The 24,846-nt window shown below is 60.1% G+C and carries 23 protein-coding genes; 10 read left to right on the top strand and 13 right to left on the bottom strand.

Features of this window, described 5'->3' with window-relative positions; all coding sequences use genetic code 11:
• The first annotated feature begins 50 nt into the window (after positions 1 to 50).
• Positions 51 to 953 (top strand): LysR family transcriptional regulator, encoded by a 903-nt coding sequence (locus HU731_RS27380; protein WP_186606194.1) that lies wholly within the window; start codon positions 51 to 53, stop codon positions 951 to 953.
• Between the two features lie 58 nt (positions 954 to 1,011).
• Here the strand turns inward: HU731_RS27380 and HU731_RS27375 are convergent, their stop codons facing one another.
• From HU731_RS27375 to HU731_RS27350, 6 genes are all read right to left on the bottom strand, one after another.
• Positions 1,012 to 1,341 carry a hypothetical protein gene (locus tag HU731_RS27375; RefSeq protein WP_003190335.1) on the bottom strand — a complete coding sequence of 110 codons (330 nt, stop codon included), beginning with the start codon at positions 1,339 to 1,341 and terminating at the stop codon, positions 1,012 to 1,014.
• 573 nt (positions 1,342 to 1,914) lie between these two features.
• Positions 1,915 to 2,763: an NAD-dependent protein deacetylase gene (locus HU731_RS27370; RefSeq protein WP_186606195.1), complete on the bottom strand. Its 849-nt coding sequence runs from the start codon at positions 2,761 to 2,763 to the stop codon at positions 1,915 to 1,917.
• A 9-nt stretch (positions 2,764 to 2,772) separates the two neighbouring features.
• The gene (locus HU731_RS27365) at positions 2,773 to 3,213 is read right to left on the bottom strand and encodes a CBS domain-containing protein (RefSeq protein ID WP_032892454.1); all 441 of its coding nucleotides are present in this window, start codon (positions 3,211 to 3,213) and stop codon (positions 2,773 to 2,775) included.
• Between the two features lie 129 nt (positions 3,214 to 3,342).
• Positions 3,343 to 5,292 carry a DNA topoisomerase III gene (locus tag HU731_RS27360; RefSeq protein WP_186606348.1) on the bottom strand — a complete coding sequence of 650 codons (1,950 nt, stop codon included), beginning with the start codon at positions 5,290 to 5,292 and terminating at the stop codon, positions 3,343 to 3,345.
• A gap of 221 nt (positions 5,293 to 5,513) precedes the next feature.
• Complete coding sequence (locus HU731_RS27355) at positions 5,514 to 7,136, bottom strand: MFS transporter (protein ID WP_032892452.1); 1,623 nt, start codon at positions 7,134 to 7,136, stop codon at positions 5,514 to 5,516.
• 91 nt (positions 7,137 to 7,227) lie between these two features.
• The gene (locus tag HU731_RS27350; protein ID WP_186606196.1) at positions 7,228 to 8,895 is read right to left on the bottom strand and encodes a GMC family oxidoreductase; all 1,668 of its coding nucleotides are present in this window, start codon (positions 8,893 to 8,895) and stop codon (positions 7,228 to 7,230) included.
• Positions 8,896 to 9,023: 128 nt separating this feature from the next.
• Here HU731_RS27350 and HU731_RS27345 point away from each other — a divergent pair, with 128 nt between their 5' ends.
• On the top strand, positions 9,024 to 9,917 hold the full coding sequence (locus HU731_RS27345; RefSeq protein ID WP_186606197.1) for a LysR family transcriptional regulator: 894 nt from the start codon (positions 9,024 to 9,026) through the stop codon (positions 9,915 to 9,917).
• A gap of 606 nt (positions 9,918 to 10,523) precedes the next feature.
• Here HU731_RS27345 and HU731_RS27340 read toward each other — a convergent pair.
• The 4 genes from HU731_RS27340 to HU731_RS27325 form a co-directional block, all read right to left on the bottom strand.
• Positions 10,524 to 12,383: a DUF3857 domain-containing transglutaminase family protein gene (locus tag HU731_RS27340; RefSeq protein ID WP_186606198.1), complete on the bottom strand. Its 1,860-nt coding sequence runs from the start codon at positions 12,381 to 12,383 to the stop codon at positions 10,524 to 10,526.
• Between the two features lie 147 nt (positions 12,384 to 12,530).
• Positions 12,531 to 13,631, bottom strand: coding sequence for a DNA alkylation repair protein (locus HU731_RS27335; protein WP_186606199.1), 1,101 nt, complete (start codon positions 13,629 to 13,631; stop codon positions 12,531 to 12,533).
• Between the two features lie 19 nt (positions 13,632 to 13,650).
• Positions 13,651 to 14,997, bottom strand: a complete 1,347-nt coding sequence (locus HU731_RS27330; RefSeq protein WP_186606200.1) for a glutamine synthetase family protein — start codon at positions 14,995 to 14,997, stop codon at positions 13,651 to 13,653.
• An 11-nt stretch (positions 14,998 to 15,008) separates the two neighbouring features.
• On the bottom strand, positions 15,009 to 15,566 hold the full coding sequence (locus HU731_RS27325) for a helix-turn-helix domain-containing protein (RefSeq protein ID WP_032892444.1): 558 nt from the start codon (positions 15,564 to 15,566) through the stop codon (positions 15,009 to 15,011).
• A 141-nt stretch (positions 15,567 to 15,707) separates the two neighbouring features.
• Here HU731_RS27325 and HU731_RS27320 point away from each other — a divergent pair, with 141 nt between their 5' ends.
• Positions 15,708 to 16,016 carry an RcnB family protein gene (locus HU731_RS27320; RefSeq protein WP_186606201.1) on the top strand — a complete coding sequence of 103 codons (309 nt, stop codon included), beginning with the start codon at positions 15,708 to 15,710 and terminating at the stop codon, positions 16,014 to 16,016.
• Between the two features lie 88 nt (positions 16,017 to 16,104).
• The gene (locus HU731_RS27315; protein WP_186606202.1) at positions 16,105 to 17,298 is read left to right on the top strand and encodes an MFS transporter; all 1,194 of its coding nucleotides are present in this window, start codon (positions 16,105 to 16,107) and stop codon (positions 17,296 to 17,298) included.
• Here the strand turns inward: HU731_RS27315 and HU731_RS27310 are convergent.
• Together HU731_RS27310 and HU731_RS27305 are read right to left on the bottom strand one after the other, a co-directional pair.
• Positions 17,261 to 17,533, bottom strand: coding sequence for a DUF1652 domain-containing protein (locus tag HU731_RS27310; RefSeq protein WP_003190355.1), 273 nt, complete (start codon positions 17,531 to 17,533; stop codon positions 17,261 to 17,263). The two genes, HU731_RS27315 and HU731_RS27310, sit on opposite strands and share 38 nt — an antisense overlap.
• Before the next feature lie 102 nt (positions 17,534 to 17,635).
• Positions 17,636 to 19,132, bottom strand: coding sequence for a PAS domain S-box protein (locus tag HU731_RS27305; protein WP_186606203.1), 1,497 nt, complete (start codon positions 19,130 to 19,132; stop codon positions 17,636 to 17,638).
• 203 nt (positions 19,133 to 19,335) lie between these two features.
• Between HU731_RS27305 and HU731_RS27300 the strand changes: the two genes are divergently transcribed.
• From HU731_RS27300 to HU731_RS27285, 4 genes are all read left to right on the top strand, one after another.
• On the top strand, positions 19,336 to 20,304 hold the full coding sequence (locus tag HU731_RS27300) for a hypothetical protein (RefSeq protein ID WP_186606204.1): 969 nt from the start codon (positions 19,336 to 19,338) through the stop codon (positions 20,302 to 20,304).
• Between the two features lie 79 nt (positions 20,305 to 20,383).
• Entirely contained in the window at positions 20,384 to 21,004 is a 621-nt protein-coding gene (locus HU731_RS27295; protein ID WP_003190361.1) for a transglycosylase SLT domain-containing protein, read from the top strand.
• Positions 21,005 to 21,237: 233 nt separating this feature from the next.
• Positions 21,238 to 21,582: an FKBP-type peptidyl-prolyl cis-trans isomerase gene (locus HU731_RS27290; RefSeq protein ID WP_186606205.1), complete on the top strand. Its 345-nt coding sequence runs from the start codon at positions 21,238 to 21,240 to the stop codon at positions 21,580 to 21,582.
• Between the two features lie 11 nt (positions 21,583 to 21,593).
• Positions 21,594 to 22,193, top strand: a complete 600-nt coding sequence (locus tag HU731_RS27285) for a GNAT family N-acetyltransferase (RefSeq protein WP_186606206.1) — start codon at positions 21,594 to 21,596, stop codon at positions 22,191 to 22,193.
• Between the two features lie 18 nt (positions 22,194 to 22,211).
• Here the strand turns inward: HU731_RS27285 and HU731_RS27280 are convergent, their stop codons facing one another.
• Entirely contained in the window at positions 22,212 to 22,949 is a 738-nt protein-coding gene (locus HU731_RS27280) for an ArsR/SmtB family transcription factor (protein ID WP_186606207.1), read from the bottom strand.
• 74 nt (positions 22,950 to 23,023) lie between these two features.
• On the opposite strand from HU731_RS27280, the gene HU731_RS27275 reads away from it, so the two are divergent.
• Positions 23,024 to 24,184 (top strand): cytochrome P450, encoded by a 1,161-nt coding sequence (locus HU731_RS27275; protein WP_186606208.1) that lies wholly within the window; start codon positions 23,024 to 23,026, stop codon positions 24,182 to 24,184.
• Positions 24,181 to 24,525: an antibiotic biosynthesis monooxygenase family protein gene (locus HU731_RS27270; protein ID WP_186606209.1), complete on the top strand. Its 345-nt coding sequence runs from the start codon at positions 24,181 to 24,183 to the stop codon at positions 24,523 to 24,525. Before HU731_RS27275 ends, HU731_RS27270 begins: the two co-directional genes overlap by 4 nt.
• Positions 24,526 to 24,846: the final 321 nt, after the last annotated feature.

Raw genomic sequence — 24,846 nt, 5'->3', positions numbered from 1 at the left:
GTTGATTGATTTAGAAAACAGCATAGTCCAGTCCTCGTCCGGAGCCGTCCATGACCGTCAAACAGATGCGGGCCTTTCTCGCTGTCGCACAAAGCCTGAGTTTTGCTGCGGCCTGCGAGCGTTTGCACCTCTCCCAGTCGGCGTTGAGCTTGACCATCAAGGGCCTGGAAGAAGGTTTGGGTGGGCGGCTGTTCAGCCGCAATACCCGTAACGTCGCGCTGACCCCTGAAGGTGAATCCCTGTTGCCCCTGGCCCGCCGGTTGATTGCCGATTGGGACAACGCCGAAGACGAACTGCGTCAGCGTTTCACCCTGCAACGTGGCCGCGTCACGGTGGCGGCCATGCCGTCGTTCGCGGGGAACCTGTTGCCGCCGATCCTGAAGATATTCCGCGCCCGTTACCCTCAGGTGAACGTGACGGTGCATGACCTGATCAACGAGCAAGTGCTGGAAATGGTGCGTGACCGTCAGGTGGAGCTGGGGGTGGCGTTCGAGCCGTCTGAAGGCTCGTCATTGGCGTTCACGCCGTTGTACCTAGACCGTTTTGTGGCTGTGGTGCCGGGAGATTCAGCCTTGGCACAGCGCGTTGAAATCGACTGGAAAGCCTTGTTGGAACAGCCGTTCATCACCCTGCAGCGGCCTTCCACCGTGCGAGTGATGCTGGAGGAACACCTGGGTGCCTTGCAGATGAAATTGCCTGTTGCCTTGGAAAGCCATCAACTGGCGACGGTGGGCAAGATGGTTGCCAGCGGTTTGGGGGTTAGCGCGGTGCCTGCGTTATGCGCCAGGCAGATGGAGGAGGCGGGAGCCCGTTGCATTACCTTGACCGGCCCGGTGATCGAACGGCCAATTGGGGTGTTGACCAAGCCGGGGCATGAACTGTCGGCGGCGGCGCAGGTGTTGTTCGATATCTTTCGAGATGAAGCGGGGAAGGGCAGGTTTCCAACTTTCTAAACCGGTAAATACAAAGGTGGGCGCTGGCAAGCCAGCGCCCACATTAATTGAGTACTACTTAGTAGTAACGGTCGATCACTTTAACTTGCGAGCTGTCTTTGAAAGACGCCCAGGCATTGTTAAGTGTGTCGAACACCTGTTCGATAAAGTTGCGGTCAGCCGCGGCTTTCTTGCCGACATAACCCTGGCCACGGCGGTACATCTTCAGGCGCGCCGCCAGCTCACGGTTGTTACGGTCAAACTCGGCTTCTTCGGTATGGGGCGCCAGGCAGTCAATTTGCACTTCGCCCGATTTGCCAATCCACAGGATATGGTCGTCGAGTGTGTCTTTCTGCGCTGCGAACATCTCAGCCAATTCATCGATAGTTGGTTGGTTGTTCAGATTCATGTGTAAGCCCCTTGACCAGTTGGCGATCTATCAGTTGGTTCGTTAATACCAGTTAAGTTGTCTCCGGTTACTAAAACCGGGCGTCAGCGACGGGCTGCCGAATACGGGCAGGGTCTTGAAGCTGATGCATGTAGTCTTGCTGATGGTCTGCTACGCAATGCTCTGATTGCGAAGACAAGCCGCGTTTGAGCGTCTTGTACCTGTCCCTTTCGGGGCCGGTCAGCTTCATCAATCTGCCTTGTGGGCAGTGCACATCCAGAAAAACAGCTCGGCGGTCAGACGAGCCTGTTCAAAACGCTTGTTACCAACGCTCTCGATCCGAGAGACGTCTAGATCATGCAAGGACAAAAAGGTTACGTCAACGGTTATGTAGTGATTATTTTTGTGCACTACATAAATTGCCGTGGGGACGGGGGAATGCGAGAAAACGTGACTTGGGCGTCATTTTTTGGAAGTGATGGTCGAGCGCCTCAACCCTTGTAGGAGCGAGCTTGCTCGCGAAAAACTTGGGCTCGCCGTGGAGTGTCAGGTTGCCCCGGTTATCGTTGACGATTTTCGCGAGCAAGCTCGCTCCTACAGGGAGAGTTGGTCAGCAAGTAATGGCAGTAGTCGCTCGCAGGAGGCCTGGATTTTCACCTGCAACAGCTCATCCCCCCGAGTCTTGCCCAGGTTGATGGCAATCACCGGCTTACCCTGTTCAACCATCGCTTTGCATAGGCGAAACGCCGAATAGGCCATCAGCGACGAACCCACCACCAACAGTCCTTCGGCATGCTCTACCGCCGTCATTGCCTTGAGCGCCGTCGCCGGTGCGACGTTTTCGCCAAAGAACACCACATCCGGTTTCAGCCGTTCGCCATTGCAGTGCGGGCAGCGGGGCACTTGGAAGCGCTGTTCAAACGCCGGATCGAGCAAGGTGTCACCATCCGGCGCTTGCACCGCATGAACCTGTGCCATGTGCGGGTTATCGACTTCCATCTGCCGCTGGATCACATCGCGCTCGCTACGCAGTTGGCAATCCAGGCACAGCACGCGATGCAAGCTGCCATGCAACTCGATCACGTCCTGGCTACCGGCCTGGTCATGCAGGGTGTCGACGTTCTGCGTAATCAGCCCGCTGATATGGCCACGGTGTTGCAGCGTCGCGAGCGCAAGGTGGGCCTTGTTCGGCTGGGCAATGCGCACCCGTGGCCAACCCAGCATCGCCCGCGCCCAGTAGCGGCGCCGCGCCTCGGGGGTGGCGAGGAATTCCTGGTACATCATCGGTGGCTTGCCCCGGCGTACACCTTCACCGTCCCGGTAATCCGGGATGCCCGAAGATGTACTGATCCCTGCGCCGGTCAGTACCAGAAAACGCCGGCCGGTCATGGCCCGGTGCAGGGTGTCGAGGTGGTCTTCCTGATGGTCCAGCGTGTCGAGCATGGGTTCCCCCTATTCGCCGCGGATGTACTGTTCCAGCTGTTGGATCAAGGCCGCTTGTTCGGCAATGGCTTCCTTGACCAGGTCACCGATGGACAGCAGGCCCAGCAGTTTGCCGCCTTCGACCACAGGCAGGTGGCGCAGGTGACTGTCGGTCATGATGTTCATGCATTCCTCGACACTCTTGTGAGTATCCACCGTGATCACCGGCGAGCTCATCACCTCATGGACCTTGGTAGTGACCGACGATAGGCCCTTGAGCATGATTTTGCGCGCGTAATCCCGTTCACTGATGATGCCGACCACCACGCCATCCTTGACCACAGGCAAGGCACCGACGTTTTTCTCGGACATCCGCACCAGCGCTTCAAACACGGTGTGGTCCCATTTGATGGTGTGGACGTCCTGGTTTTTCTGGTCCTTGGCTTTGAGCAGTTGTGCAACGGTCTTCATGGCGGCCACTCCGGTGTTGTTGTTGGTAGTCCAGATCCCCTACAGAATCCTAGACCGAACCCGCCGGAGCAAGGGCCAATGCGGCGTTAAACCTGTCGAAAAACGTCATGTGCCGGTTTTTTTCGGTATTTAACCGGCATTTGCCGGCTTTTTCCCGCGCTTGGGGCTGGCAGCAGCCTTACGTGGGGCGGCCTTGCGTTTCTTTTTCCACGGCGTTGCACCCCGGCCTGCGGGGCTGGCGGGGCCGGTGATGGTCATGCGCATGCCGTTGCAGCGCGCCACCTGTTTGCTCATCCAGGCCGCTTGCTTGGCAACGAATTCTTCCAGGCTCATTTCGCCGCTTTGCACCATGTCCAGTGCCTGTTCCCAGATGGCAGTGGTGCCGGGGTCGGCGATGGCGCGGGGCACCGCGTCAATCAGGCTGAACGCGGCCGGGGTTGCCGACAGGGCCTTGCCGTTTTTCACCAGGTAGCCGCGGTCCAGCAGGCCCTGGATGATCCCAGCGCGGGTGGCCTCGGTGCCGATGCCAGTGGTGTCCTTGAGTTTTTGCTTGAGCAAAGGGTCTTCCACCAGCTTGGCGACGTTTTTCATTGCCTTGATCAGGTCGCCTTCGGTAAAGGGCTTGGGTGGCTGGGTCCATAGGTCCTTGAGGTTGACCTTGGCCACGGCGTAGTCGTGGCCCTGCACCAGCGTCGGCAACGCTTGGGGCGCAGGGGCTTCGCGACCTTTGGCGGGCGCCAGCGCCTCGGGCAAGGCGCGTTTCCAGCCCGGTTCGATGACCACTTTGCCCACCGCGCGCAACGCCTGGCCGGCACAGTCGAAATCGGCCTGGGTGCGGTCGTATTCATGGTTGGGCAGGAACTGCGCCAGGTAGCGTGCACGAATCAGCGTATAGACCGCACGGTGCTTGCCGGTCAGTTGGCTGACCTCCTTGCCGGCTCCGGTGGGGATGATACCGTGGTGGGCGCTGACCTTGGCGTCGTTCCAGGCCCGCGAACGGCGCTGAGGGTCGATGTGTGGCATCAGTTCGTTGACCGCCGTATCCGCACGGCCCAGCGCCGCCAGAATCTTCGGCGCTTCGCTGTGTTGGCTCAGGGGCAGGTAGCCGCAATCGCTGCGCGGGTAGGTGATGGCCTTGTGGGTTTCGTACAGGGATTGGGCGATATCCAGGGTTTCCTGGGCGCCCAGGCCGAGCTTTTTGGAACAGATCTCCTGCAAGGTGCCGAGGTCGAAGGGCAGGGGCGCCACCTCGCGCATGCGCTCGGTACGCAGCTTCACCAGCCGCGCCGTGGCGGCGTTGAGCATGGCGTCGGCGGCGTCCCGCGCCCGTTGCGGGTTGAGGCAACGGCCCTGGTCGTCACAGGCATCCTCAGGGGCGCGCCATTGGGCGGTGAAGGTCATGTGCTCGTGGCGCAGGTCGACATCGATGGCCCAATAGGCCACCGGCACGAAATCGGCGATGCTGCGATCACGGTCCACCACCAGGCGCAGGGTCGGGGTTTGCACCCGGCCTACCGGCAATACACCTTGGTAACCGGATTGGCGCCCCAGCAGGGTAAACAGGCGGCTCATGTTCATGCCAATCAGCCAGTCGGCGCGCGAGCGCCCCAGGGCCGAGTGATACAGGCTGAAGGTTTCTGCACCGGGTTTGAGCGCCGCCAGGGCCTTGCGAATGGAGGCGTCGTCGAGCGCCGACAGCCATAGCCGCTGGATCGGCCCGCGATAGCGACAGTGCTCCACCAGTTCACGGGCGATCATCTCGCCTTCGCGGTCGGCGTCGGTGGCGATCACCAGTTCCTTCGCTTCCCCCAGCAAGCGCTTGACGGCCTTGTATTGGCTGGCGGTCTTTGGCTTGACCAGCATCTTCCATTTTTCCGGGACAATCGGCAGGTCGGCCAGCACCCAGCGTTTGTACTTGGCGTCGTAAGCGTCGGGCGGAGCGGTTTCCAGCAGGTGGCCGATGCACCAGGTGACCGTGACTCCATTACCCAGCCAGCACCCATCGCCGCGGCGGCTGGCGCCGAGCACGGCCGCGATATCCTTGGCCTGGGAGGGTTTTTCACAGAGGTACAGCCGCATGGTCATCACATCAGATCAGGTTGATGCCTTGCAGGATGCTTATTTGAAGGGATTTGAGCAACCATTATCTGTATGGATGTACAGCAATTTGTGAGGGCAGCATACACCGCTGTAGGAGCGAGCTTGCTCGCGAAGAACCTGAGAGCAACGCGGGGCACTAGGTTCCCCGCGTCATCGTTAACGACCTTCGCGAGCAAGCTCGCTCCTACAGGGGGGAGGTATCAGTTGTTTTCGATATCCACATGCCGGGTTTCTTTAAGGCAGAACAGCCCGACGATCAGGCTCACGCCCGTCACCACCACCGGGTACCACAACCCATAGAAGATATCGCCGGTGTACACCACCAGGGCGAACGACACCGTCGGCAGAAACCCGCCAAACCAGCCGTTACCGATGTGGTAGGGCAGGGACATCGAGGTGTAGCGGATGCGCGTCGGAAACAGCTCCACCATCAGCGCCGCCAAGGGCCCGTAGCACATGGCGGCGATGAAGATCAGCACCACGATCAGCACCACCACCATCAGCTTGTTGACCTGGGCCACATCCGCCGATGACGGGTAGCCGGCCAGGGCCACGGCGCCACGCAGGGCCGCTTCGTCAAAACCGTCGATACGCACATCGCCCACGCTCACTTGCACCGGGCTGCCCGCAGGGGCGGCGGCGCTGCTGTAGGGCAGGCCCTGTTTGACCAGGAAGGTCTTGACCTTGTCGCACGGGCTGTCAAAACGGGCCTTGCCCACTGGGTCGAACTGGAAGGTGCAGGTGGCCGGGTCGGCCAGTACGGTGATCGGCGCCTGTTGGCTGGCCTGGTCCATCGCCGGGTTGGTGTAGTGCGCCAGGCCCTTGAAGATCGGGAAGTACAGCGCGGTCGCCAACAGCAGGCCGAGCATCAGCACCGGCTTGCGCCCGACCTTGTCCGACAGCCAGCCAAACAGGATAAAGAACGGCGCGCCGATCACCACGCTGATGATCAACAGCATATTGGCCAGGGCCGGGTCCATGCGCAGGAACTGGGTGAGGAAGAACAGCACATAAAACTGCGCCGCGTAGAAGGTCACCGCCTGCCCGCCGTTGATGCTGAACAAGGCTATCAGCACCACCTTGAGGTTTTCCCATTTGCCGAACGACTCGCGAATCGGCGCCTTGCAGGCCTTGCCTTCTTCTTTCATTTTCAAGAAGGCGGGCGACTCGTGCAGGCTCATGCGGATCCAGGTCGAGATGCCCAGCAGCACGATGGAAAACAGGAACGGAATGCGCCAGCCCCACACTTCGAACTGATCGCCCGTGAAGTAACGGCAGGCCAGTACCACTAGCAGCGACAGCAGCAGGCCGAGGGTGGCGGTGGATTGAATCCAACTGGTATGCAGCCCACGCTTGCCCGGTGGCGCATGCTCGGCCACGTAGGTGGCGGCGCCACCGTACTCGCCGCCCAGTGCCAGGCCCTGCAGCATGCGCAGCACAATGAGGATGATCGGCGCGGCAATGCCGATGCTGGCGTAGGTCGGCAGCAACCCGACGCAGAAGGTTGCCACGCCCATCAGGATGATGGTCACGAGGAAGGTGTACTTGCGCCCGATCATATCGCCCAGGCGGCCGAACACCAGCGCACCGAATGGCCGCACCACAAAGCCTGCGGCAAAGGCCATCAAGGCAAAGATAAACGCCGTGGTGTCGTTGACCCCGGCAAAGAACTGTTTGCTGATTACCGCCGCCAGGGCGCCGTAGAGGAAAAAGTCATACCACTCGAACACCGTCCCCAGGGAGGAGGCGAAGATGACCTTTCTTGATTCGTTGGCGGTACTTGCACTGGCCGCCGAGCCCAGGGGTTGAGCATGTTCTGACATCGGGTGTCCCTCACAGTGATTATTTATTGTTTTTCCACTGTCGGCGCTGATCTCAGCGCCGGTGTTTTTCAACTTCAAATAGCGTTAATGATTACGCGGGGTGCCCTGTGGTGCGCGGTGCTGGTGGGTTTTTCGCGAGCAAGCTCGCTCCTACGGTGTTTGGGGACAGGATTAGCTGCGCGGCTTTCTCCGCGATCATCAGCGTGGGTGAGCAGGTATTGCCGGAGGTGATGCGCGGCATGATCGACGCATCGGCAATGCGCAGGCCGGGAATGCCGTGTACGCGCAGTTGGCTGTCGACCACCGCGTCTTTGTCATTGCCCATGCGGCAGGTGCCCACCGGATGGAAAATCGTGGTGCCGATCCGTGCGGCGGCCTCGTGCAGTTGTTCTTCAGTTTGCAGGTCTTGGCCGGGCAGGTATTCCACCGGTTTGAACTGGCTCAGTGCAGGCGCTGCGACGATGCGCCGGGTCAGGCGAATGGCGTCGGCGGCGACGCGCAAGTCCTCTGGGTGGCTGAGGTAATTGGGCTGTATCAGCGGCGCATCCGCCGGGTTGGCCGAACGAATATCCACCCGGCCGCGACTTTGTGGGCGCAGGTCGCAGACCGACGCGGTAAATGCCGGGAAACCGTGCAACGGTTCGCCAAAGCGCTCCAGGGACAGTGGCTGCACGTGGTATTGCAGATTGGCCGAGGTCTGCTCCGGCCCGGAGCGGGCAAATGCGCCGAGCTGGCTGGGCGCCATCGACAGCGGGCCGCTGCGGTCGTACAGGTAGCGCAGGCCCATGCCCATCTTGCCCCACAGCGTGCCGGCGATCTGGTTCAGGGTGCGGGCATTTTCCAGCTTGTAGATCAGGCGCAGTTGCAGGTGATCTTGCAGGTTGCCGCCAACGCCTGGCAGTTCATGCACTACGTCGATGCCCAGCGGCTTGAGCACCTGGGAAGGGCCGATCCCTGAGCGTTGCAGAATCCCCGGCGAACCCACCGAGCCGGCGCACAGCACAATCTCCTTGCGCGCCTTCCAGCCCATCGACTGGCCGTGTTGACGCCCCAGTACCTGCGAGGCACGACCGTTTTCCAGTCGCACACGCTCAACCTCTACCTCCGTCAGCACGGTGAGGTTGGGCCGCTGGCGGATCGGCTTGAGAAACGCCTTGGCCGCGTTCCAGCGCACACCGGCTTTCTGGTTGACCTGGAAGTAACCGCAGCCCTCGTTATCGCCCTGGTTGAAGTCATTGATATTGGCGATGCCGCTTTGAGCCGCCGCTTCACGAAACGCATCGAGGATCGGCCACGACAGGCGCTGTTGCTCGACGCGCCACTCGCCGCCCTCGTTGTGGAATTCAGAGCCGCCGGCAAAATGGTTTTCGCTCTGTTTGAACAGCGGCAATACGTCTTTCCAGGCCCAGCCCGCGTTGCCCGCCGCCGCCCAGCCGTCGTAGTCCTGAGCCTGGCCGCGCATATAGATCATGCCGTTGATGGACGAGCAGCCGCCCAGCACTTTGCCCCGTGGGTAACTCAAGGCACGCCCTTGCAGGCCAGCTTGGGATTCGGTCTTGAAGCACCAGTCGGTGCGTGGGTTGCCGATGCAGAACAGGTAGCCGACGGGGATATGGATCCAGGGGTAGTTGTCGCGGCCACCGGCTTCCAGCAACAGGACGCGGTGAGCTGGATTGGCGGACAGACGATTGGCCAGCAGGCATCCGGCAGGGCCGGCGCCGACGACGATGTAATCGTATTCAGCAGTTGCATTGGGCATCTGGGGTCTCGCTTGTTTTTCTTATTGGCCCCATCCTAGTTGTTAGTTTTCGTCTTAAAAATGTTAGTTTTTACCCACCCGCTGTGCGTTTTTAAACAACGCCGGCTGGCCCGGGCACTGGAGGCGATATGTTCGACTGGAATGACCTGCGGTTTTTTCTCGAGTTGCAGCGCAGTGGCCGCCTGCTCACCGCCGCCCAACGCCTGAAAACCACGCATGCCACCGTGGCCCGGCATATCGACGCCATCGAGAAAAGCCTCGGCACGGCGCTGTTCGTGCAGCACGCCCAGGGCTATGAACTGACGCCTGCCGGCGAAGCCTTGCTCAAGCATGCCGAGGCCATGGAGAACGTAGCGCTGCTGGCCGAAGATGAACTCACCCATTCTGCTGCGCCCCTGGGCAAGATCCGCCTCGGCGTGGCCGAAGGGCTGGGGGTAATGTTTTTGGCCGCGCGCATGGGCGGGTTGTTTGAACGCTATCCAGGATTGGAGGTGGAGCTGGTCGCGGTGCCGCGTTTTGTCAGTATTCTCAACCGCGAAGCGGAGATCAGCATTCACCTGGAGCGCCCCAGCGCCGATCAATTGGTGACGCGCAAACTCACCGATTATCGTCTGGCGCTGTACGCCAGCCGTGGCTATCTGGCGCGTAACCCGCCTATCGAGAAGCGTGAAGACCTTGCTGCCCATGCCTGGATCGATTATGTCGATGACCTGCTGTTCAGCCAGGAACTGAAGTTCCTCAACAGCTTCTGCCGTAACCCCAAGGTGGTGTTCCACAGCACCAGCGTGATCGCCCAGCATCAGGCGGCGCGTTCGGGGTTGGGCATTGCGGTGTTGCCGAGTTTTATGGCGGCTGGGGATGGGGAGTTGGTGCCGTTGCTGCCGGCGGAGGGCATTCAGCGCAGCTATTGGATCAGCTCGCGCCGGGAGTTGCACAAGTCGGTGCGGTTGCGGGTGTTGTGGGATTATGTGGTGGAGTTGTGCGCTCGGGAGCAGGGTCTATTGCTCGGCGAATCTCGCTGACACACACGCGGATTAAAATGTGGGAGCTGGCTTGCCTGCGATGGCGGCCTACCAGCCGACACTTCTCTACCTGATACCCCACAATCGAACTGTGGGAGCGGGCTTGCTCGCGAAGGCGGCCTGACAGTCAACACAGTTGGACCGGGTACATATCCGTTATTTAGGTAACGGCCACTTAGGGTTCCGCCCTGACGGCGGCTCACTTTTGAAAAGCGCAAAAGTAAGCAAAACGCTCTTGCCCCACCACTCGGCACCTCGCTTAGGCTCGGTGTGCCCGTAATCCGCCAGTGATTTGGGGGGCCGCCGCCACGCGCCATCCATGGCGCGGGGCGGCTAAACCGGCATCCCTGCCGGTTTACCCCCCAAATCCCTGTCGAATTCCGGCCAGCGTGGTTTGACGGGGCGCCTAAGATCAAAAGCAGATCAAGAGCAAGATCAAGAGCGGCTCGCTTCGCATCGTGGTTACCGTTGGCTGCAACAACCTCCAAGGTTGTGTAGATACCTATGCTGCGATGGCGATGTATCAGCCACTCATGTGCAAGCTGACCCGCCGTCATCGCAGGCAAGCCAGCTCCCACATTTGGATCGGGGTGGGTCAGGGGCAGCTTAGAACTTCACCACCTGATGCACCTGCTCGGCACAGGCCCGAGCTTCTTCAATCATCTTGCCGAACGCATCGCTGGTGACTTCGGCATGGGTCAGCCAACGTTTTTTCTGGCTCAGGCGATAGTGATAGCGCAGTGAGCCGTCTTCCAGTTTTCCGTCCAGGTCGAGGTCGTACCACGGCGAGCGCACTTTGCAGCCGGGGATGGCTTTTTCCATTTTCCCGCCAGCCAGGGTGTAGGTGTAATCGTAAGTCTCTGGGTTGCCCAGGTAGAGGTCGGCCTGTTGCCCCTGGCGGCGATAGTTGACGTAACCCTCCCAGCGGTCTTTCAAGGATGGGTCGGTGTAGACATAGTCATTGGCCAGTTTTTCCAGGGCGCGCTGATCGTTCATGCGGGCGGTGACGCTGTAGCCGTCATGTACCACAAAGCGGGTGGGTTCGCGGGTGATCTGACAGTCGCTGATGTCGTTGCCGAAGTTGGCGCAGATGTTCTGGTCGGTGGCGGTGGTGCCCTGCTGGCGGTCGGCGACGCTCAGTTGCATCAGCGGCAGGCGGCTGAAGGTAATAGTCGCCTTGACCGCGCCATCTCCCTCTTTGCCGTATTGCACCTGTTTGTCCAGGCGTATCGAGACTTCGGGGCGCTCCAGTGGGATGTGTTCTTCGCGCACCTGGCTCTGGGCGTCGTTGACCAACACCCAGCGGTCCTCAATATCGGGCATGGTCTGGCCAGGGGCGAAGACCGGGTTGGTCGGGTCAAGCCACCACACCTGGCCATTCACTTCGGCACGCACGATGGCGTGGTTCGGCGCTTGGGTGCCCGGAATCAGCAGGGCATCTACCACGTCGCCACGGCTGACCCACGCGGTCTCCGCCTTGATGCCGCTGGCCTTGAGCATGGCCGTCAGCAGCGTCGCCAGGTCCTTGCAGTCGCCGTAGCCGTGCTGCTCGATTTCCGCGAGGCTGAACGGCACGTACCCGCGTTCGGTTGCGCGCCAGTCACCCAGGTAGCGGTAGTGATCATTGATGTGCTGCATCATTGCGGCCACTTGCTCAGCCGGCGCCAGGCTGCGTGCGGCGGCCACGGCGGCGGCGGCTTGCGTCGGTAGGTTGGCGCCGAGGATCTGGTTGTAACGCTGGGCAAAATCACCGAAGTACGCCTGGCGGTCCACGGCGCTGCCCACTTCCAGGCGGGGGACGCGCAGCAGTGCGGCGGCGGAGGATTCATTGATGTAGTTGAGGTAGGTCGGGGCCTTCTGCACCACGTCCAGGGTCTTGCCGTTGCTCGAAGGCGTTACCTTGAAACCGTCGAACAATTCGCTGCGCCACTGGATCGGCCGTTCGGCGGTAAAGCGCGCCTTGAAACGATCACGGCGGGCGGCGCTGGGCCCGAACTTGAGCACGTAATGGAACTGGGTCATCAGGGGTTTGGCCGGGTAATGTTGGCGTACCGTGTAGCGGATTTTTGTGCCCACACGCAGGTTGGGGAAGGCCAGGGAGGTTTGCTTATCGCGGCTGAAACCCTGGTCTGGGTTGGGCGCGCTGCGAGTATCGATTTGCGTGTCGGCGAGGGCGACCGGCTTGGCGCCAGGCTGGGTGGACTGGGCGCTGATCACTTCAAAGGTATCGCCTTCGGAGTAATCGAAATCGATGCGCGAGAGCATTTCGCGGCCGTTGGCCTTGAGGATCGTGTAGCGGTAGGTGGTGGTGCAGTCGGTGCTGGCGTCACGGTTGAAGTGGCAGTGCAGCTCGGTGTCACTGGCCAGCGGGGCTTCGGCTATGGGTTGCAGGGCCGCGCTGACGGAATGGGAGACCAGCCCCAGGCTGATGGCAATCAAAGAGCGGTGAAACGAAAAACGGTACATGGGCGCCTCGGGTGACACATTGAAACAGCTACCCGGCGGGTAGCGAGAAGGCGCCGGATGATAATGGATCTCAACGGCAAAGGCCAGGATTGTTCGACAATTGTTCGGTCTGAAAGGCCCGTGCTAGAGCCTTTTGCTTGATTTGTGTCAAGGTTTCAGCAGTTCGAACTCTGTGCTGGCCAGGCATTCACCGTTGATCAAAACATGTATTCGATGCGTGCCGGGGTAGTGCTTGCGCGTGGTCAATTCGCGGATGTGCTGCTCGCGGTTGATGGTCTGGCGTTCGCCGGCGCCCAAGGTAAAAGCCTTGAGCTTGAACACTTTGGATGCGCTGTGGCCAGCGCTTTTTACGTAGTCGATGGCGTAGTCCACCACCAGTTTTTGCGCGTGGGTGGCGGTGGATTCCAGCTGGAATGACAGATTGATCCGCTCGCCCAATCGGATCACGGCGGGGGTGACGCTCAGTCGATGGATCGTCACCTCAGCCTTGGCTCCGGCCCCTATGATCGTCAGCGCGCGGGTATTGCCTTGCTTGATCAAGCTGCGCAACGCATGGCGAGCGATCCAGGCGGTGTGGGCGTTGGCCAGGTCCCAGCCTTCGATCACGTTGAGCACCCAGTCGGGGTGGTCCTTGGTGATGTCATTGAGGTGGTTGGCCACCGACTTGCGCACATAGAGGCTGCTGTCGGCCCTGAGGTTATCCAGGATCGACGCGCATAACTCGGGGTTGGCCTGCACATTGGCAAGGCGAAATGACCAAGGCAGGCGAGGGCGTGAGCCTTCGCTGGCCAGGCGGCGTACGTGTTCATTACCATCCAGCGACCATTGCTGCATCACTGCCAAGGTGCGCTCGAAATCGTGCAGCAAGAAGTGGCGAATGGCGAACTCGGCCGAACCAAAAGTGGTGAAAAACTTCAGCGCGGCCATTGAACGTTTGAAATCACCCAGGCCATAACTCGCCACGTAATGTGCCAGGAACAGGCTGACAAAGCCGCTGTTGATGCGCGGTGCCAGAGCGTAAAGCAGCTTGAGGGTTTGCGCATAATCCAGCGCAATCACCGCGTGCAGGCTCTCGCTGACCCGGGCCATGCGCTGCATCACTGATAACTCGTCCAGCCCGACGCAAGCGTGCTGGAGAAAACCCTTGGCGTCGAACGCCGGGTACACCACCGTCATTTCGGTGGCGATGTGTTGCAGGCGTTCGATGTTGAAGATTTCCTTGAGAGCCGGGGCGGCTTGGTCGCTCATCTGCATTTCCATGGTTGGGTCAGAGAAACCAGCGATATTCTCGCGCATGGATCTCTTGTTGAAAGGCCAAGTGATCCTGGCGTTTGTTCTCGCAATACACGTCGACAAATTCCGCGCCCAGCTTGTCGCGCAGTACGGGTTGCTGCTGCATGGCACGCACGGCGTCGAGCATTTCCACCGGGAAATCGGTGCCGCTGTTGCGGTCTTCGTTCAGGGGCGCGATGGGTTCGCGCTTGGCCTCAAGCCCGTGCTCAAGGCCCACCAGGATCGCCGCCAGCACCAGGTAAGGGTTGGCATCGGCGCTGGCCAGGCGGTGCTCTATCCGCAGGTTGCGCGGGTCGGAGTCGGGGATGCGCACACAGGCGTCGCGGTCCTCAAAGCCCCAGCTTGCACGCGTCGCAGCGTTGACCGTGCCGCCCAGGCGGCGGAAGGCGTTGTGGTTGGGCGAGAAGATCGGCATGCAGTGCGGCAGTAATTCCAGGCACCCGGCCACGGCGTGGCGCAGCGGCTGCTGCTGATGAGCCGCGAGCAGGTTATTGCCCGCCGCGTCGTAAAGGCTGACATGCACATGCATGCCGCTGCCGGGAAATTGCAGGTAGGGCTTGGCCATGAAGCTGGCGCGGTAACCCTGCTTGAGCGCGACGCCACGGGTGCTGCGGCAGAACAGGGCGGCCCAGTCGGCAGCGCGCAGGCCGTCGTCGCAGTGGCCGAAGTTGATCTCGAACTGGCCGGGGCCGATTTCGGCGGTGATCACCGTGATGTCGATGCCTTGGTCCTTGGCGGTTTGCGCCATGTCGTCGAGCACGTCGCTGAAGCGCGACAGCCGTTCGATATGCAGGTTGGGCTGGTCGTCGGCATCCCCACTGAGCGGGTCGCGGGCAAATTGCGGCAGGCCGTTTTCCAGCTGTTTATCGAACAGGTAGAACTCCAGCTCAAACGCGACCACGGGGTGAATGCCCTGGTGTTGCAAGCGTTCGAGCACCTTGGCCAGGACTTCGCGGGGTTCGAATTCGATAGGCGCTTCAGTGCCGTCCGAGGTGATGAGCATTTGCCCCAATGGCTGCGACTCCCAAGTGACTGGTTTGAGCGTGCCGGGCACCAATCGGCGGTTGGCGTCCGGGTCGCCATCGTTGAAGCAGTAGTCGCCAATCTTGAACAACCCACCCTGAGCCCCCAGCAATACCGCGTTCTGCGGCAGCTTCAGCGGGCTGCCAGCGGCGACTTTCTCAAGCATCTCCACCGGGTAGCGCTTGCCGTAGAAATGCCCGGGAATGTCCAGGGCGATCAGGTCGACATAACGCGCGTCGGGGTGGTTCTGGCGAAAGGTCCGTACTTCGGCCAGCAACGTTGCAGATGGGCTTTTCACGGGTGCAGCTCCTAGTTGTAAACCCACAAGACGCGGGCGGGCAGGTCGGTGAGGTTGGCGTAACGGCAGTGAGCGAAACTGGCCAGGTGGAAACTGTCGCCAGCGTGGAGGGTGACCGCATCGGGCTCACCCTCAACCCACAGCGTCAGCTCGCCTTCGAGCACAAACCCGGCCTGTTCGGCACGGTCGCTCATGCTCTGTTCGCCGCTGTTGGCGCCGGGGGCCAACAAGCTGTCGAGCATCGAAAACGCGCCGTTCATACTTGGCGACACCAGGATGTCGGTGATGCCATTGGCGTAATACACCGTGCGCCGCTCGTTGGGGCGGGTGACCCAGTCCACTGCCTTGGGTTTGGGCAGGCTGTAGAAGTAGGTGGTGGGCACGTCGAGGGCGTGGCTGATGGCGGTCAAGTCGGCCACGGTCGGGCGCGACAGGCCACGTTCGACCTGGGACAGAAACCCCACCGACCGCTCGATTTTTTGCGCAAGTTGCGCCAGGGTGAGCTTCTTGTGCTTGCGCAGGTCGTGGATCAGCGCCGCGAGGGTGGCGAGTTCTTCTTGTGGGGTCATGAAATTTATGTCGAATAATTTCATGAAAAATTACAGCATTATTTTCACGATCGCAATCTCTGGCCACAGGAAACAAGGCTGAATGATTGCGCGCCGCCGCGGTCGGAACCTGGGTATGCATCATTAATTGAAGGAGCACCCATGAAATCCAGAACTCTAGCTGCCTGTGTTCTCGTCGCTGCAAGCTTGTCTACCGCCAGTTTCGTGGCGCAGGCCGGCGATACCCCTCAGGAAACCGTGCAACCTTCAAACATCAACGCGCGTGACTTGAAAGAGGGCGACCGTGCGCCGGATATCCTGATGCGCAAGGAGTCGGCCATCAGCGATTGGAAAAAACGCGGCCTCAAGCAGCCCGAAGAGGAAAGCCAGTGGGCGCGCGTAGGCGACAAGTACGTCCTGCTCAAGACCACCAACGGCACCATCCTTGAGATTACGCCAGTCAAGAAATAATCCCGTCGGGGCATCTGCTCGTTTCATGTTTCTTGCGTTAAGGTAACCGACCGCAATGGTCGCGTTACCTTTGAAAAATGAGAGCAGGATGCTTGCCACAATAAGAAACTACCCCCGCACCGTGAACCTGCTGCTGTGCGCCACGTTGCTGCTGAGGCTGGCCAAAGCCATCACCTTTCCCTACCTCGTGATCTACCTCACCAGCCATTTTGGCCTGGACATTACCCAGGTCGGCCTGGTGATTGGCAGTTCGCTGATCGTCGGCTCGCTGCTGAGCGTATACGGCGGTTTTCTGGTCGACCGCATCAATAGCTATCGCTTGCTGCTCGGGTTGAGCCTGGTGTTTGTGCTTGGGTTTATCGGCACGGTGCTGGCGCAGAATATCTGGGCGTTCTATGGCTGCCTGATCCTGATCAACCTGGCCTACGCCGTCATCGATATTGCGGTAAAAGCCGGCTTCGCCAGCCTGCTGCCCGAAGACGCGCGCAGCGAGGTGTTTTCCATCAAGTACACCCTTACCAATATCGGCTATGCCGTGGGGCCGTTCTTTGGCGCGATGGTGGCCAAGCTGGATATCAGCCTGCCGTTTATTCTGTCGGCGCTGTTGGGGCTGGGGTTTTTCCTGCTGTATGGGCGTTGGGGTGACCGTACCTTGGCCACTGCGGACGCTACGCAAAAGCCGGTGCCGTTCCTCGCCGTCGCCCGCGTTTTGCTGCAGGACCGTCGCCTGGTGTGCTTCACCCTCGGCGGTCTACTCAGCGCGGTGGTGTTCGGCCAGTTCACGGCCTACCTGTCGCAGTACTTGGTGACCACCACGACCGCCGAATACACCTACACGGTAATCAGCGCGGTGCTGACCACCAACGCTGTATTGGTGATCGCCTTGCAGTACCTGATTGGCCGGCGCATCTCGCACCGTTACCTGAGCCAATGGCTGATCGCCGGCTTGAGCATGTTCATGTTGGGGTTGATCGGCTTCGGACTGTCCAGCAGCGTGGTGGGCTGGGTGTTGGCGATGGCGGTGTTCACCGTCGGGGAAATCATCGTGTTCCCGGCCGAGTACATGTTTATCGACCGAATTGCCCCGGACCACCTGCGGGGCATGTATTACGGGGCGCAAAACCTGTCCAACCTCGGCGCCGCGCTGGGGCCGGTGTTGTGCGGGCTGGTGTTGGCCAGCCTGCCAGCCCATTACATGTTCTACATGCTGGGGGCGTTTATCGTCGCAGGCGGGGTGTTTTATTTCATGGGAGCGGCGATAAAGGCAAATCATCCAGCGTGAGCTTGCCGACGTTGTTGCTTTGCAGCTCGTAGCGCAACTCATCCACCATTTTTGCCACTTCCTGCGGGGTTTGCAGGCGGTTGGTGCTGATGCCGGTCACCACCAGGTCGACGCGGCCGGTCTCGGCGTCGTAGACCTTGAGAGTCAAGGACGCGTCCCGGCACAGGGTGAATTCGCACGTCAGCGGTGACAGGCCTTCTTCGATGCAGTTGCGCAGTTGAGAGAGGGTAAACATGCGGGTTCCTTCTAGGCATAAATACGATCCCTTGAAGGTTATTGCTTGCACCGCCGCTCAATAAGGCGAATTCGCACTAGACGCACTAGTGCATTTGCACGGTCATGGCTTGTTTTTTACGCGCAAATCACCGGCAAACAGCCCGCGTTCACGGGCCCAGACGATCGCTGCACTACGGCTGTGCACCCCCAGCTTGGAGTACACCGTGGCCACATGGTTACGCACGGTGTTGGGCGCCAGTTTCAGGCGCGAGGCGATCTCTTTGTCCGCCAGTCCCTCGCAGATCAGGCCCAACACATCGCGCTCGCGGGCGGTGAGGTCGGTGAAGGAAACATTCGGCAGGTTGGGGCTGTTGACGCTCTTGGCGTTGGCCAGCTTCTCGATCAGGGTCTGGCTGAACCAGGATGCGTCCTGCATGACTTCCTCGATGGCTGCCACCAGCTCCAGCTCCGAGCGTTTGCGTTCGGTGATGTTCATCAGCACCATCAGGTAGCAGGGTACGTCCTGAATAACCACGGTGTCGGCGGACACCACGCAGTCGATCACCTCGTTGCCTTTCTTGCGCACCTTGAGGTCCTGACCTTCAAGGTTGCCGGCTTTTTCCAGGGTGGCGAACAACTGTGCGCCGGCCTGGGGGCTGTCGATGAAGTTGATGTCTTCGATGGATTTGCCGATCAGTTCCTCGCTGATGTAGCCGGTGATGCTCATGAAGGCTTCGTTGATGTCTACCACCTGGCGGTTGTCGGCACTGCACACCAGGGTCGGCACGGGCGTCAGGCGGAAGGACTTGGCGAAGCGCTCTTCGCTCTGGCGCAGGGCGATCTCGGCTTTGCGCCGTGGCTCCAGGTCGGTGAAGGAAAACAGCATGCAGTCTTCCTCGTTCATGTCCAGTGGTTGGCCGGCGACGATCACCAGTTTGCTGCCACCTTCGGGCAGCCGCAGTTCGGCCTGCATCTGCGGGATGGTCGCGCCTTCGCCCAGGCGCTGGATTGCCAGGTCCTTGCGCTCGGCCTGTTCCAGCACATCCAATTCATACACGGATTTGCCAATGACCTGGTCGCGGTTGTAGCCGGTCATCTCCAGGAAACCCTGGTTGACCTTGATGTAGCGCAGGTCGCTGAGGCGGCAGATAACGGCGGGCGCCGGGTTGGCGTTGAAGGTTTTCTCAAAGCGTTGCTCCGCGCTGGCCCATTCAGTGGCGTCGCTGAGGATCAGCACCAGCAACTCCGGCTCACCCTGGGCATCGGTCAGCACCAGGCTGCGCAGGCGGTGCACCCAGCTGCGATGTTCGTCGTCGGCGGGCGTGACTTCCACCACCACATCGCTGAACTCTTCACCGGCAGCCACGCGGCTGAGGGGGTAGCTGTCCAGTGGCAAGGGGTGGTTGTTGCGATAGCGCAGGGCAAAGCGCTTGGCGTACGCCTCGGTATTGGCGCCCAGTTCCTTGACCTCGCTGACCCCATGCATGGTCAACGCCGCTTCATTGGCCCACAGAATGGTCTGGTCGACCTCAGCCAGGATCACACCGTCAGACAGCCCGGAGATGATGGTTTGCAGTTGGCGGCGGTTGGTTTCTTTGGCGAGAACATCCTGGGTCATAACGTCTCCGATTAGGGCAGGGCAAGGCACATTGGGTTACGACATCCCGGCTTCAGGATAGTGCAGAGTCATTGCCTACGGGGCAGTGCGAATGCACCAGAGCGCCTGGTGCATATGGGCCAGGACTGAACGTATGTCGTTTCGCCACACTCACACCCAACAAGGCGCATTGCCTTGCTCCTCAATTTGAAAAGGACCTTTGTATGACCACTGTCTATGAAACCAATCGATCACTGTTTCGTGTGTCGTGGAGCTCGGTATTGGCCGGTAGTGCAATCGCACTGGTCACCTACCTGGTCTTGAGTGTGTTGGGCACCGCCATTGGCGCCAGCGCCGTTGACCCGATGGAAGCAGGCAACCCGTTGAGCGGTTTTGGCACGGGTGCGGGCATCTGGCTGTTTGTATCGACACTGGTTGCCATCGCGTTGGGCGCGTTCGTGGCCGGCCGCACCGCGCCGGATCGCGGCGGTCTGCACGGGGTGCTGACCTGGACCCTGACCACCTTGCTCACTACTTGGTTGCTGGCGGGCCTGGCTTCCAGCGTGGTCGGTACTGCCGGCAACGTGGTGGGCAAAGGCCTGTCCGCAGCCGGCAGTGGCATTGCTGCCGCCGCGCCGGGGATTGGCAATAGCATCAAGCAACAGTTGAACGAGCAGGGCATCGAGCTGGATTGGAACAGCCTGCAAGGCCAACTGGATACCTTGCTCAAGCAGAGCGGCAAGGCTGAGCTGGACCCTGCCAATGTTGAGCAAAAAGCCGATCAGGCAGCGGCCGATGGCAAGCAGTCGGCCACCGATGCAGCGAACAATCCTGCCCAGGCCGGTGATGAGCTCAAGCAGTGGTTCGAGCGTGTGAAAGCGTCCGGCGAGCCAGCACTGAATGCGGCGGATAAAGAAGCGCTGGTCAACATCGTCGCGGCCCGCACTGGCAAGAGCAAAGAAGAAGCCACCCAGATCGTCGATAACTATGCCCAGGCTTATCAGCAAGCCATGCAAAAGGTCGATGAGCTGAAAAAACAGGCGGAACAGAAAGCCCGTGAAGCCGGTGAAGTCGCTGCCAAGCAACTGTCCCGCGCGGCCTGGAGCACCTTGGCCATGCTGCTGTTGGGCGCGGCCTTGAGCTTCTTTATCGGTCGTATTGCGCTGACTACCCGTCGCGTGCCTTTGGCTTAAAACTGTCTGCGGCAAGGACGCCGCCTGTGTGAAGGGGTAAAATGCTGGCATTTTACCCTTATCCCACAAAGGTGCCCCCTTGAGCGCAGGCAAAGCCGTCGGACTGTTATTACTCACTTCTCTGTTGGCGGCGTGCGGCACCTCGCCGCCACGCACGCCCAACGACCTCTGCGGTATCTTGCGCGAAAAAGACGACTGGTACGACGCCGCCAAGGTCACGCAAAAGCGTTGGGGCGTACCGATCCAGGTGCCGTTCGCCATCATGTATCAGGAGTCGGGCTTTCGCCACGACGCCAAGACCCCGCGAAAATACCTGCTGTGGATCATCCCGTGGGGCCGTGTGTCCACCGCTTCCGGCTATGCCCAAGCCAAGGATGAAGTATGGAACGACTACCGCAAAGCCACCGGCCGCAGCGGCGCTGATCGCGAAGACTTCGACGACGCCATCGACTTTATCGGCTGGTACATGGACAAGACCTACACCATCAACGGCGTCTACAAGTACGACGCCTATGGCCAATACCTGAACTACCACGAAGGCTGGGGCGGCTACCGCCAGCGCACCTACGCCAGCAAAGCCTGGCTGCCACCGGTGGCGAGCAAGGTGCAAGCGCGTTCGCAGATGTATGCGCGCCAATATGCCGGGTGCAAGGATGAGTTGGGGCGAGGGTTTTGGAGCCGGTTCTGGCATTGGTTGTAAAGGCTTTTGGATGCACGCAGATCCAATTGTGGAGCTGGCTTGCCTGCGAAAGCGGTAGTGCAGACACAGATGCATTGACTGACACACCGCCTTCGCGGGCAAGCCCGCTCCCACATTGGATCTGTATGCATTCCAGCTAACGGTCCACCATCACGTTGGCCATTTCCCTGCACTTGCCAAACCCACCCAATTCTGGGAAAACCCAGCCTTTAGCCTCCTTCAATGAGAACTCCATGAGCAACGACGAACTGCAGGTCACCGACATCCGCCTGGGCGACGGCAAAGCCGTGGTCAAGGGCGCGCTGATCACCACCCAATACACCGGCACCCTGGAAGATGGCACGGTGTTCGATTCCTCCTGGGAGCGGGGCAAACCGTTCCAGTGCGTAATCGGCACTGGCCGCGTGATCAAGGGTTGGGACCAGGGTTTGATGGGCATGCAGGTTGGCGGCGTGCGCATGTTGTATGTACCCGCGCACCTGGCTTATGGCGAGCGCTCGATGGGCGCGCATATCAAACCCAACAGTAACCTGCGCTTCGAAATTGAATTGCTGGAAGTGCTGACGCGGGATGATTGAAGAGGTTGAACATGGACGTTGATCCACATCTGTTGCCTGGCAGCTCCCTGGAAGGCATTCGGGTGGTTGAGCTGTTTGGCTTCGATGAGGCTGAGCTGCAGCAGTTTTTTGAACAGGAACCCGATTACTTCATCGCGGTGAATGGCGAACCGGCTACCCCGACCGAAGCACGGGAAGAGTTACGCGGCCAATTGCCCGCTGGCTGGCGTTGCAGCCGCCTGTACTGGCTGGGTTACCGAGATGCGCAGGGCCACCTGGTCGCCGTGGTGAATATCGCTGCGGATTTGCTCGCCGCCGGGGTGTGGCACATTGGGTTGCTGCTGGTGCATACGCGCTGGCACGGCAGCGGGCTGGCGCAGCGCTTGCACACCGACCTTGAGGCGTGGGCGGTGGCAAAGGGCGCTCAGTGGCTACGGCTGACGGTGGTGGTGGGCAATACCAGGGCCGAGCGTTTTTGGCCCAGGCTTGGCTATGTACAGGTGCGCACCCGCGAGGGCATCACGATGGGCCGGCAGGTGAATAGGGTGTCGATACAGGTCAAGCCCGTCGGCCAGGCAACCATCGACAGCTACCTGGCGTTGGTTGAGCGGGACCAGCCCGGCGCGCCGTAGCATGAAGGGGGTTTGGCCTTATGCGCAGGCGCTGCCTGATCGCTTCAGTTCTGGCTCTTCAACCCTTATCCCAAACTTGCCCGACAGCTCCTTTCGCCCCTTGGGCGTCACGGCCAGCGCCCGACTATCAAGGTCCTGGATAACCCATTTGCGGCTGATGACGGCCTGTAGCACAGCGGCCCCCAGTGCGCCGGCGAGGTGAGGGCGGCGCATGCTCCAGTCCAGGCATGCGCAAGCGAAACGACGCCTCTGTACCCTTACGGTATCTACCTCGATACCGAGCCCTGCCATCGCTTTTTCGCCCTCCACGCTGAGCTGATACGTACCGTCACCCGCGTCCGACATGCTCAACCAGCCGGAGTCGAGGAAATAGTCGTGCAGTTGTACCGCCAAGGATCCCGCCATGTGGTCATAACAGGTTCGCGCAAGCTGCAATCGACTGGGGGTTGTCGAAACAAACGAGGTCTGAGCGTTTCGGCTGATCACCATAAGGGCTTCAATCGCTTGGGCCACATGCGCATCTGTCAGGCTGAAGTAGCGGTGCCTGCCCTGGGTGTGCAGTTTTATCAAACCGTCCTCTTTAAGCCTTGCCAAGTGTGCGCTCGCCGTAGAAGCACTGACGTCGGCGATGACGGCCAGTTCAGTACTGGTACGGGCGTGACCGTCCATCAGCGAACACAGCATTTTCGTCCTTGCGGGTTCCGCAATCGCGCCGGCGACACGGGAAATGGCGGTGTCATTGCTTTGGGAATCCATATTTCGTTCCTGAGCGAATTGTCGATGTGACGGTTGTTCGATAGTAGCCGTTCTTTGCGAAAAGGACTGCCAAAATGACGCCGTTTGAAGCCGCCACCCATGCCGACCCCTACGATTATTACGCACGCCTCAGGCGACACAGTGAATTGGTTTTCGATGCAGATCTTGGTTTATGGATTGCCAGTGGCGCACGCGTTGTCGAGGCCATCCTGGAGCATCCCGACTGCCTTGTACGCCCACTGCACGAGCCGATTCCAGCGGCCATTGCACAAGGCGCGGCAGGCGATATCTTTGGTCGTTTGATGCGTATGAACGAGGGGGCGCAACACCGCTGCCCCCGGATGGTTATCGAGCCGGCCTTGGGCTCGTTGGGAAGCGAAAATCTCGCAGGCATTGTGGCGCAGGTTGTCGAGACATTGGATGACCCAGTCGGTAACCCGAACGAGTGGATGTTCAGGTTGCCGGTTTCGGTCATTGCGACTTTGATAGGTTTCGCACCCAGCCAGTTGCAGGAAGTCGCGCAACTGACACGGGATTTTGTCGCCTGTCTATCGCCCTTGAGCGACGAAGCTCAACTCAGTGAAGCCCATTGTGGGGCGGCTCGGCTGAGGCAGATGGTCCAAGCGCTGCTGAGTGACGACGATAAGCGTAGCGGCTTTTTGGATCGTCTTTATGGCGAATACCAAGCCTCAGCCTGGAAAGACGATGAGGCGTTGATTGCGAATCTGATTGGCCTGTTGTCACAGACCTGCGAAGCCACTGCAGGCCTGATCGGCAACGCCCTCATAGCGTTCCAACGACACCCTGACCTGTTTGAAGACATGCACGCCACACCCATGCTCTTGGCTGAGTGGGTGGCAGAGGTAGCGCGCCACGACTCACCGGTACAAAACACGCGGCGCTTCGTTGCACAGCGCTGCACGATTGGCGGCAGCGTTCTAGAGGCGGGCGATACCGTTTTACTATTGCTTGCTGCTGCCAACCGAGATCCCGCCGCCAACCCAGACCCCGACAGCTTCTTGCTCAAACGAACTCAACGACGAACCTTCAGTTTCGGCGCAGGCAGGCATCAATGCCCAGGCCAGGCCTTGGCGTTGGCTATTGCCTCAGAGGTGATTTCGGCATTCTTGCATCGACAGCCAGACTCATCTGCCCGTGCTTATCGCTGGGGTTATTGGCCTTCCCTTAATGGCCGCATCCCGCGGTTCTACCGTGATGAGGAGACTCAACAGTGATCGCTGTTATTTTTGAAGCCTGGCCACATGAGGAGCACTACCAGCGTTATCTCGACCTCGCTGCCGAACTCAAGCCCTTGCTCGCTCAAATCGATGGCTTCATTTCAGTTGAGCGTTTCCAGAGCCTGAGTGAACCTGCAAAGCTACTCTCCCTGTCATTCTGGCGTGACGAGGAGGCTATCCAGCAGTGGCGCAGCCTTGAGCTACATCGAGCCGCGCAATCAACAGGCCGTCGGCAGGTTTTTGCTGACTACCACCTGCGCATTGCCCAGGTAGTGCGCGATTACAGTCTCGAGGATCGTGCTCAAGCGCCGACCGACAGCAGGCAGGCGCATGAGTAAAAGCAGCACACCGCCTTCTGTAGGAGCGAGCTTGCTCGCGAAGAACTCGCAGGCGCCGCGTTCATTCAGCAAGCACGCGTTATCGTTGACGCTTTTCGCGAGCAAGCTCGCTCCTACCGTTGTTACCTGAACCCATCCTGAAGAATTTTCTTATTCACCATGCAGGCACTTTCCTACGGTTTACTCCGCCAACATCGGGGCGTAAGCTTCGCGCGTTTTCATCAATAGCGGAGACCCTCAGTGGGTACTTGTTCGAGTGACAGTCGTCGGCCGGTTTCGGTAACCGGCCTCTTGGCAAGGTAACGCGCATTTTCCAGATGC

The sequence above is a fragment of the Pseudomonas salmasensis genome (genome assembly GCF_014268375.2).
In the GTDB taxonomy this organism is placed as follows: domain Bacteria; phylum Pseudomonadota; class Gammaproteobacteria; order Pseudomonadales; family Pseudomonadaceae; genus Aquipseudomonas; species Aquipseudomonas salmasensis.
The sequence above is the reverse complement of the archived record's forward strand: the minus strand, read 5'-3'. Positions and strand labels throughout refer to the sequence as shown.

Excerpts from the sequence above, each read along its gene's own strand:
- HU731_RS27380 (WP_186606194.1), top strand. The coding sequence starts at position 51 with ATGACCGTCAAACAGATGCGGGCCTTTCTCGCTGTCGCACAAAGCCTG.
- HU731_RS27375 (WP_003190335.1), bottom strand. The coding sequence starts at position 1,341 with ATGAATCTGAACAACCAACCAACTATCGATGAATTGGCTGAGATGTTC.
- HU731_RS27370 (WP_186606195.1), bottom strand. The coding sequence starts at position 2,763 with ATGCTCGACACGCTGGACCATCAGGAAGACCACCTCGACACCCTGCAC.
- HU731_RS27365 (WP_032892454.1), bottom strand. The coding sequence starts at position 3,213 with ATGAAGACCGTTGCACAACTGCTCAAAGCCAAGGACCAGAAAAACCAG.
- HU731_RS27360 (WP_186606348.1), bottom strand. The coding sequence starts at position 5,292 with ATGCGGCTGTACCTCTGTGAAAAACCCTCCCAGGCCAAGGATATCGCG.
- HU731_RS27355 (WP_032892452.1), bottom strand. The coding sequence starts at position 7,136 with ATGTCAGAACATGCTCAACCCCTGGGCTCGGCGGCCAGTGCAAGTACC.
- HU731_RS27350 (WP_186606196.1), bottom strand. The coding sequence starts at position 8,895 with ATGCCCAATGCAACTGCTGAATACGATTACATCGTCGTCGGCGCCGGC.
- HU731_RS27345 (WP_186606197.1), top strand. The coding sequence starts at position 9,024 with ATGTTCGACTGGAATGACCTGCGGTTTTTTCTCGAGTTGCAGCGCAGT.
- HU731_RS27340 (WP_186606198.1), bottom strand. The coding sequence starts at position 12,383 with ATGTACCGTTTTTCGTTTCACCGCTCTTTGATTGCCATCAGCCTGGGG.
- HU731_RS27335 (WP_186606199.1), bottom strand. The coding sequence starts at position 13,631 with ATGAGCGACCAAGCCGCCCCGGCTCTCAAGGAAATCTTCAACATCGAA.
- HU731_RS27325 (WP_032892444.1), bottom strand. The coding sequence starts at position 15,566 with ATGACCCCACAAGAAGAACTCGCCACCCTCGCGGCGCTGATCCACGAC.
- HU731_RS27320 (WP_186606201.1), top strand. The coding sequence starts at position 15,708 with ATGAAATCCAGAACTCTAGCTGCCTGTGTTCTCGTCGCTGCAAGCTTG.
- HU731_RS27315 (WP_186606202.1), top strand. The coding sequence starts at position 16,105 with ATGCTTGCCACAATAAGAAACTACCCCCGCACCGTGAACCTGCTGCTG.
- HU731_RS27310 (WP_003190355.1), bottom strand. The coding sequence starts at position 17,533 with ATGTTTACCCTCTCTCAACTGCGCAACTGCATCGAAGAAGGCCTGTCA.
- HU731_RS27305 (WP_186606203.1), bottom strand. The coding sequence starts at position 19,132 with ATGACCCAGGATGTTCTCGCCAAAGAAACCAACCGCCGCCAACTGCAA.
- HU731_RS27300 (WP_186606204.1), top strand. The coding sequence starts at position 19,336 with ATGACCACTGTCTATGAAACCAATCGATCACTGTTTCGTGTGTCGTGG.
- HU731_RS27290 (WP_186606205.1), top strand. The coding sequence starts at position 21,238 with ATGAGCAACGACGAACTGCAGGTCACCGACATCCGCCTGGGCGACGGC.
- HU731_RS27285 (WP_186606206.1), top strand. The coding sequence starts at position 21,594 with ATGGACGTTGATCCACATCTGTTGCCTGGCAGCTCCCTGGAAGGCATT.
- HU731_RS27280 (WP_186606207.1), bottom strand. The coding sequence starts at position 22,949 with ATGGATTCCCAAAGCAATGACACCGCCATTTCCCGTGTCGCCGGCGCG.
- HU731_RS27275 (WP_186606208.1), top strand. The coding sequence starts at position 23,024 with ATGACGCCGTTTGAAGCCGCCACCCATGCCGACCCCTACGATTATTAC.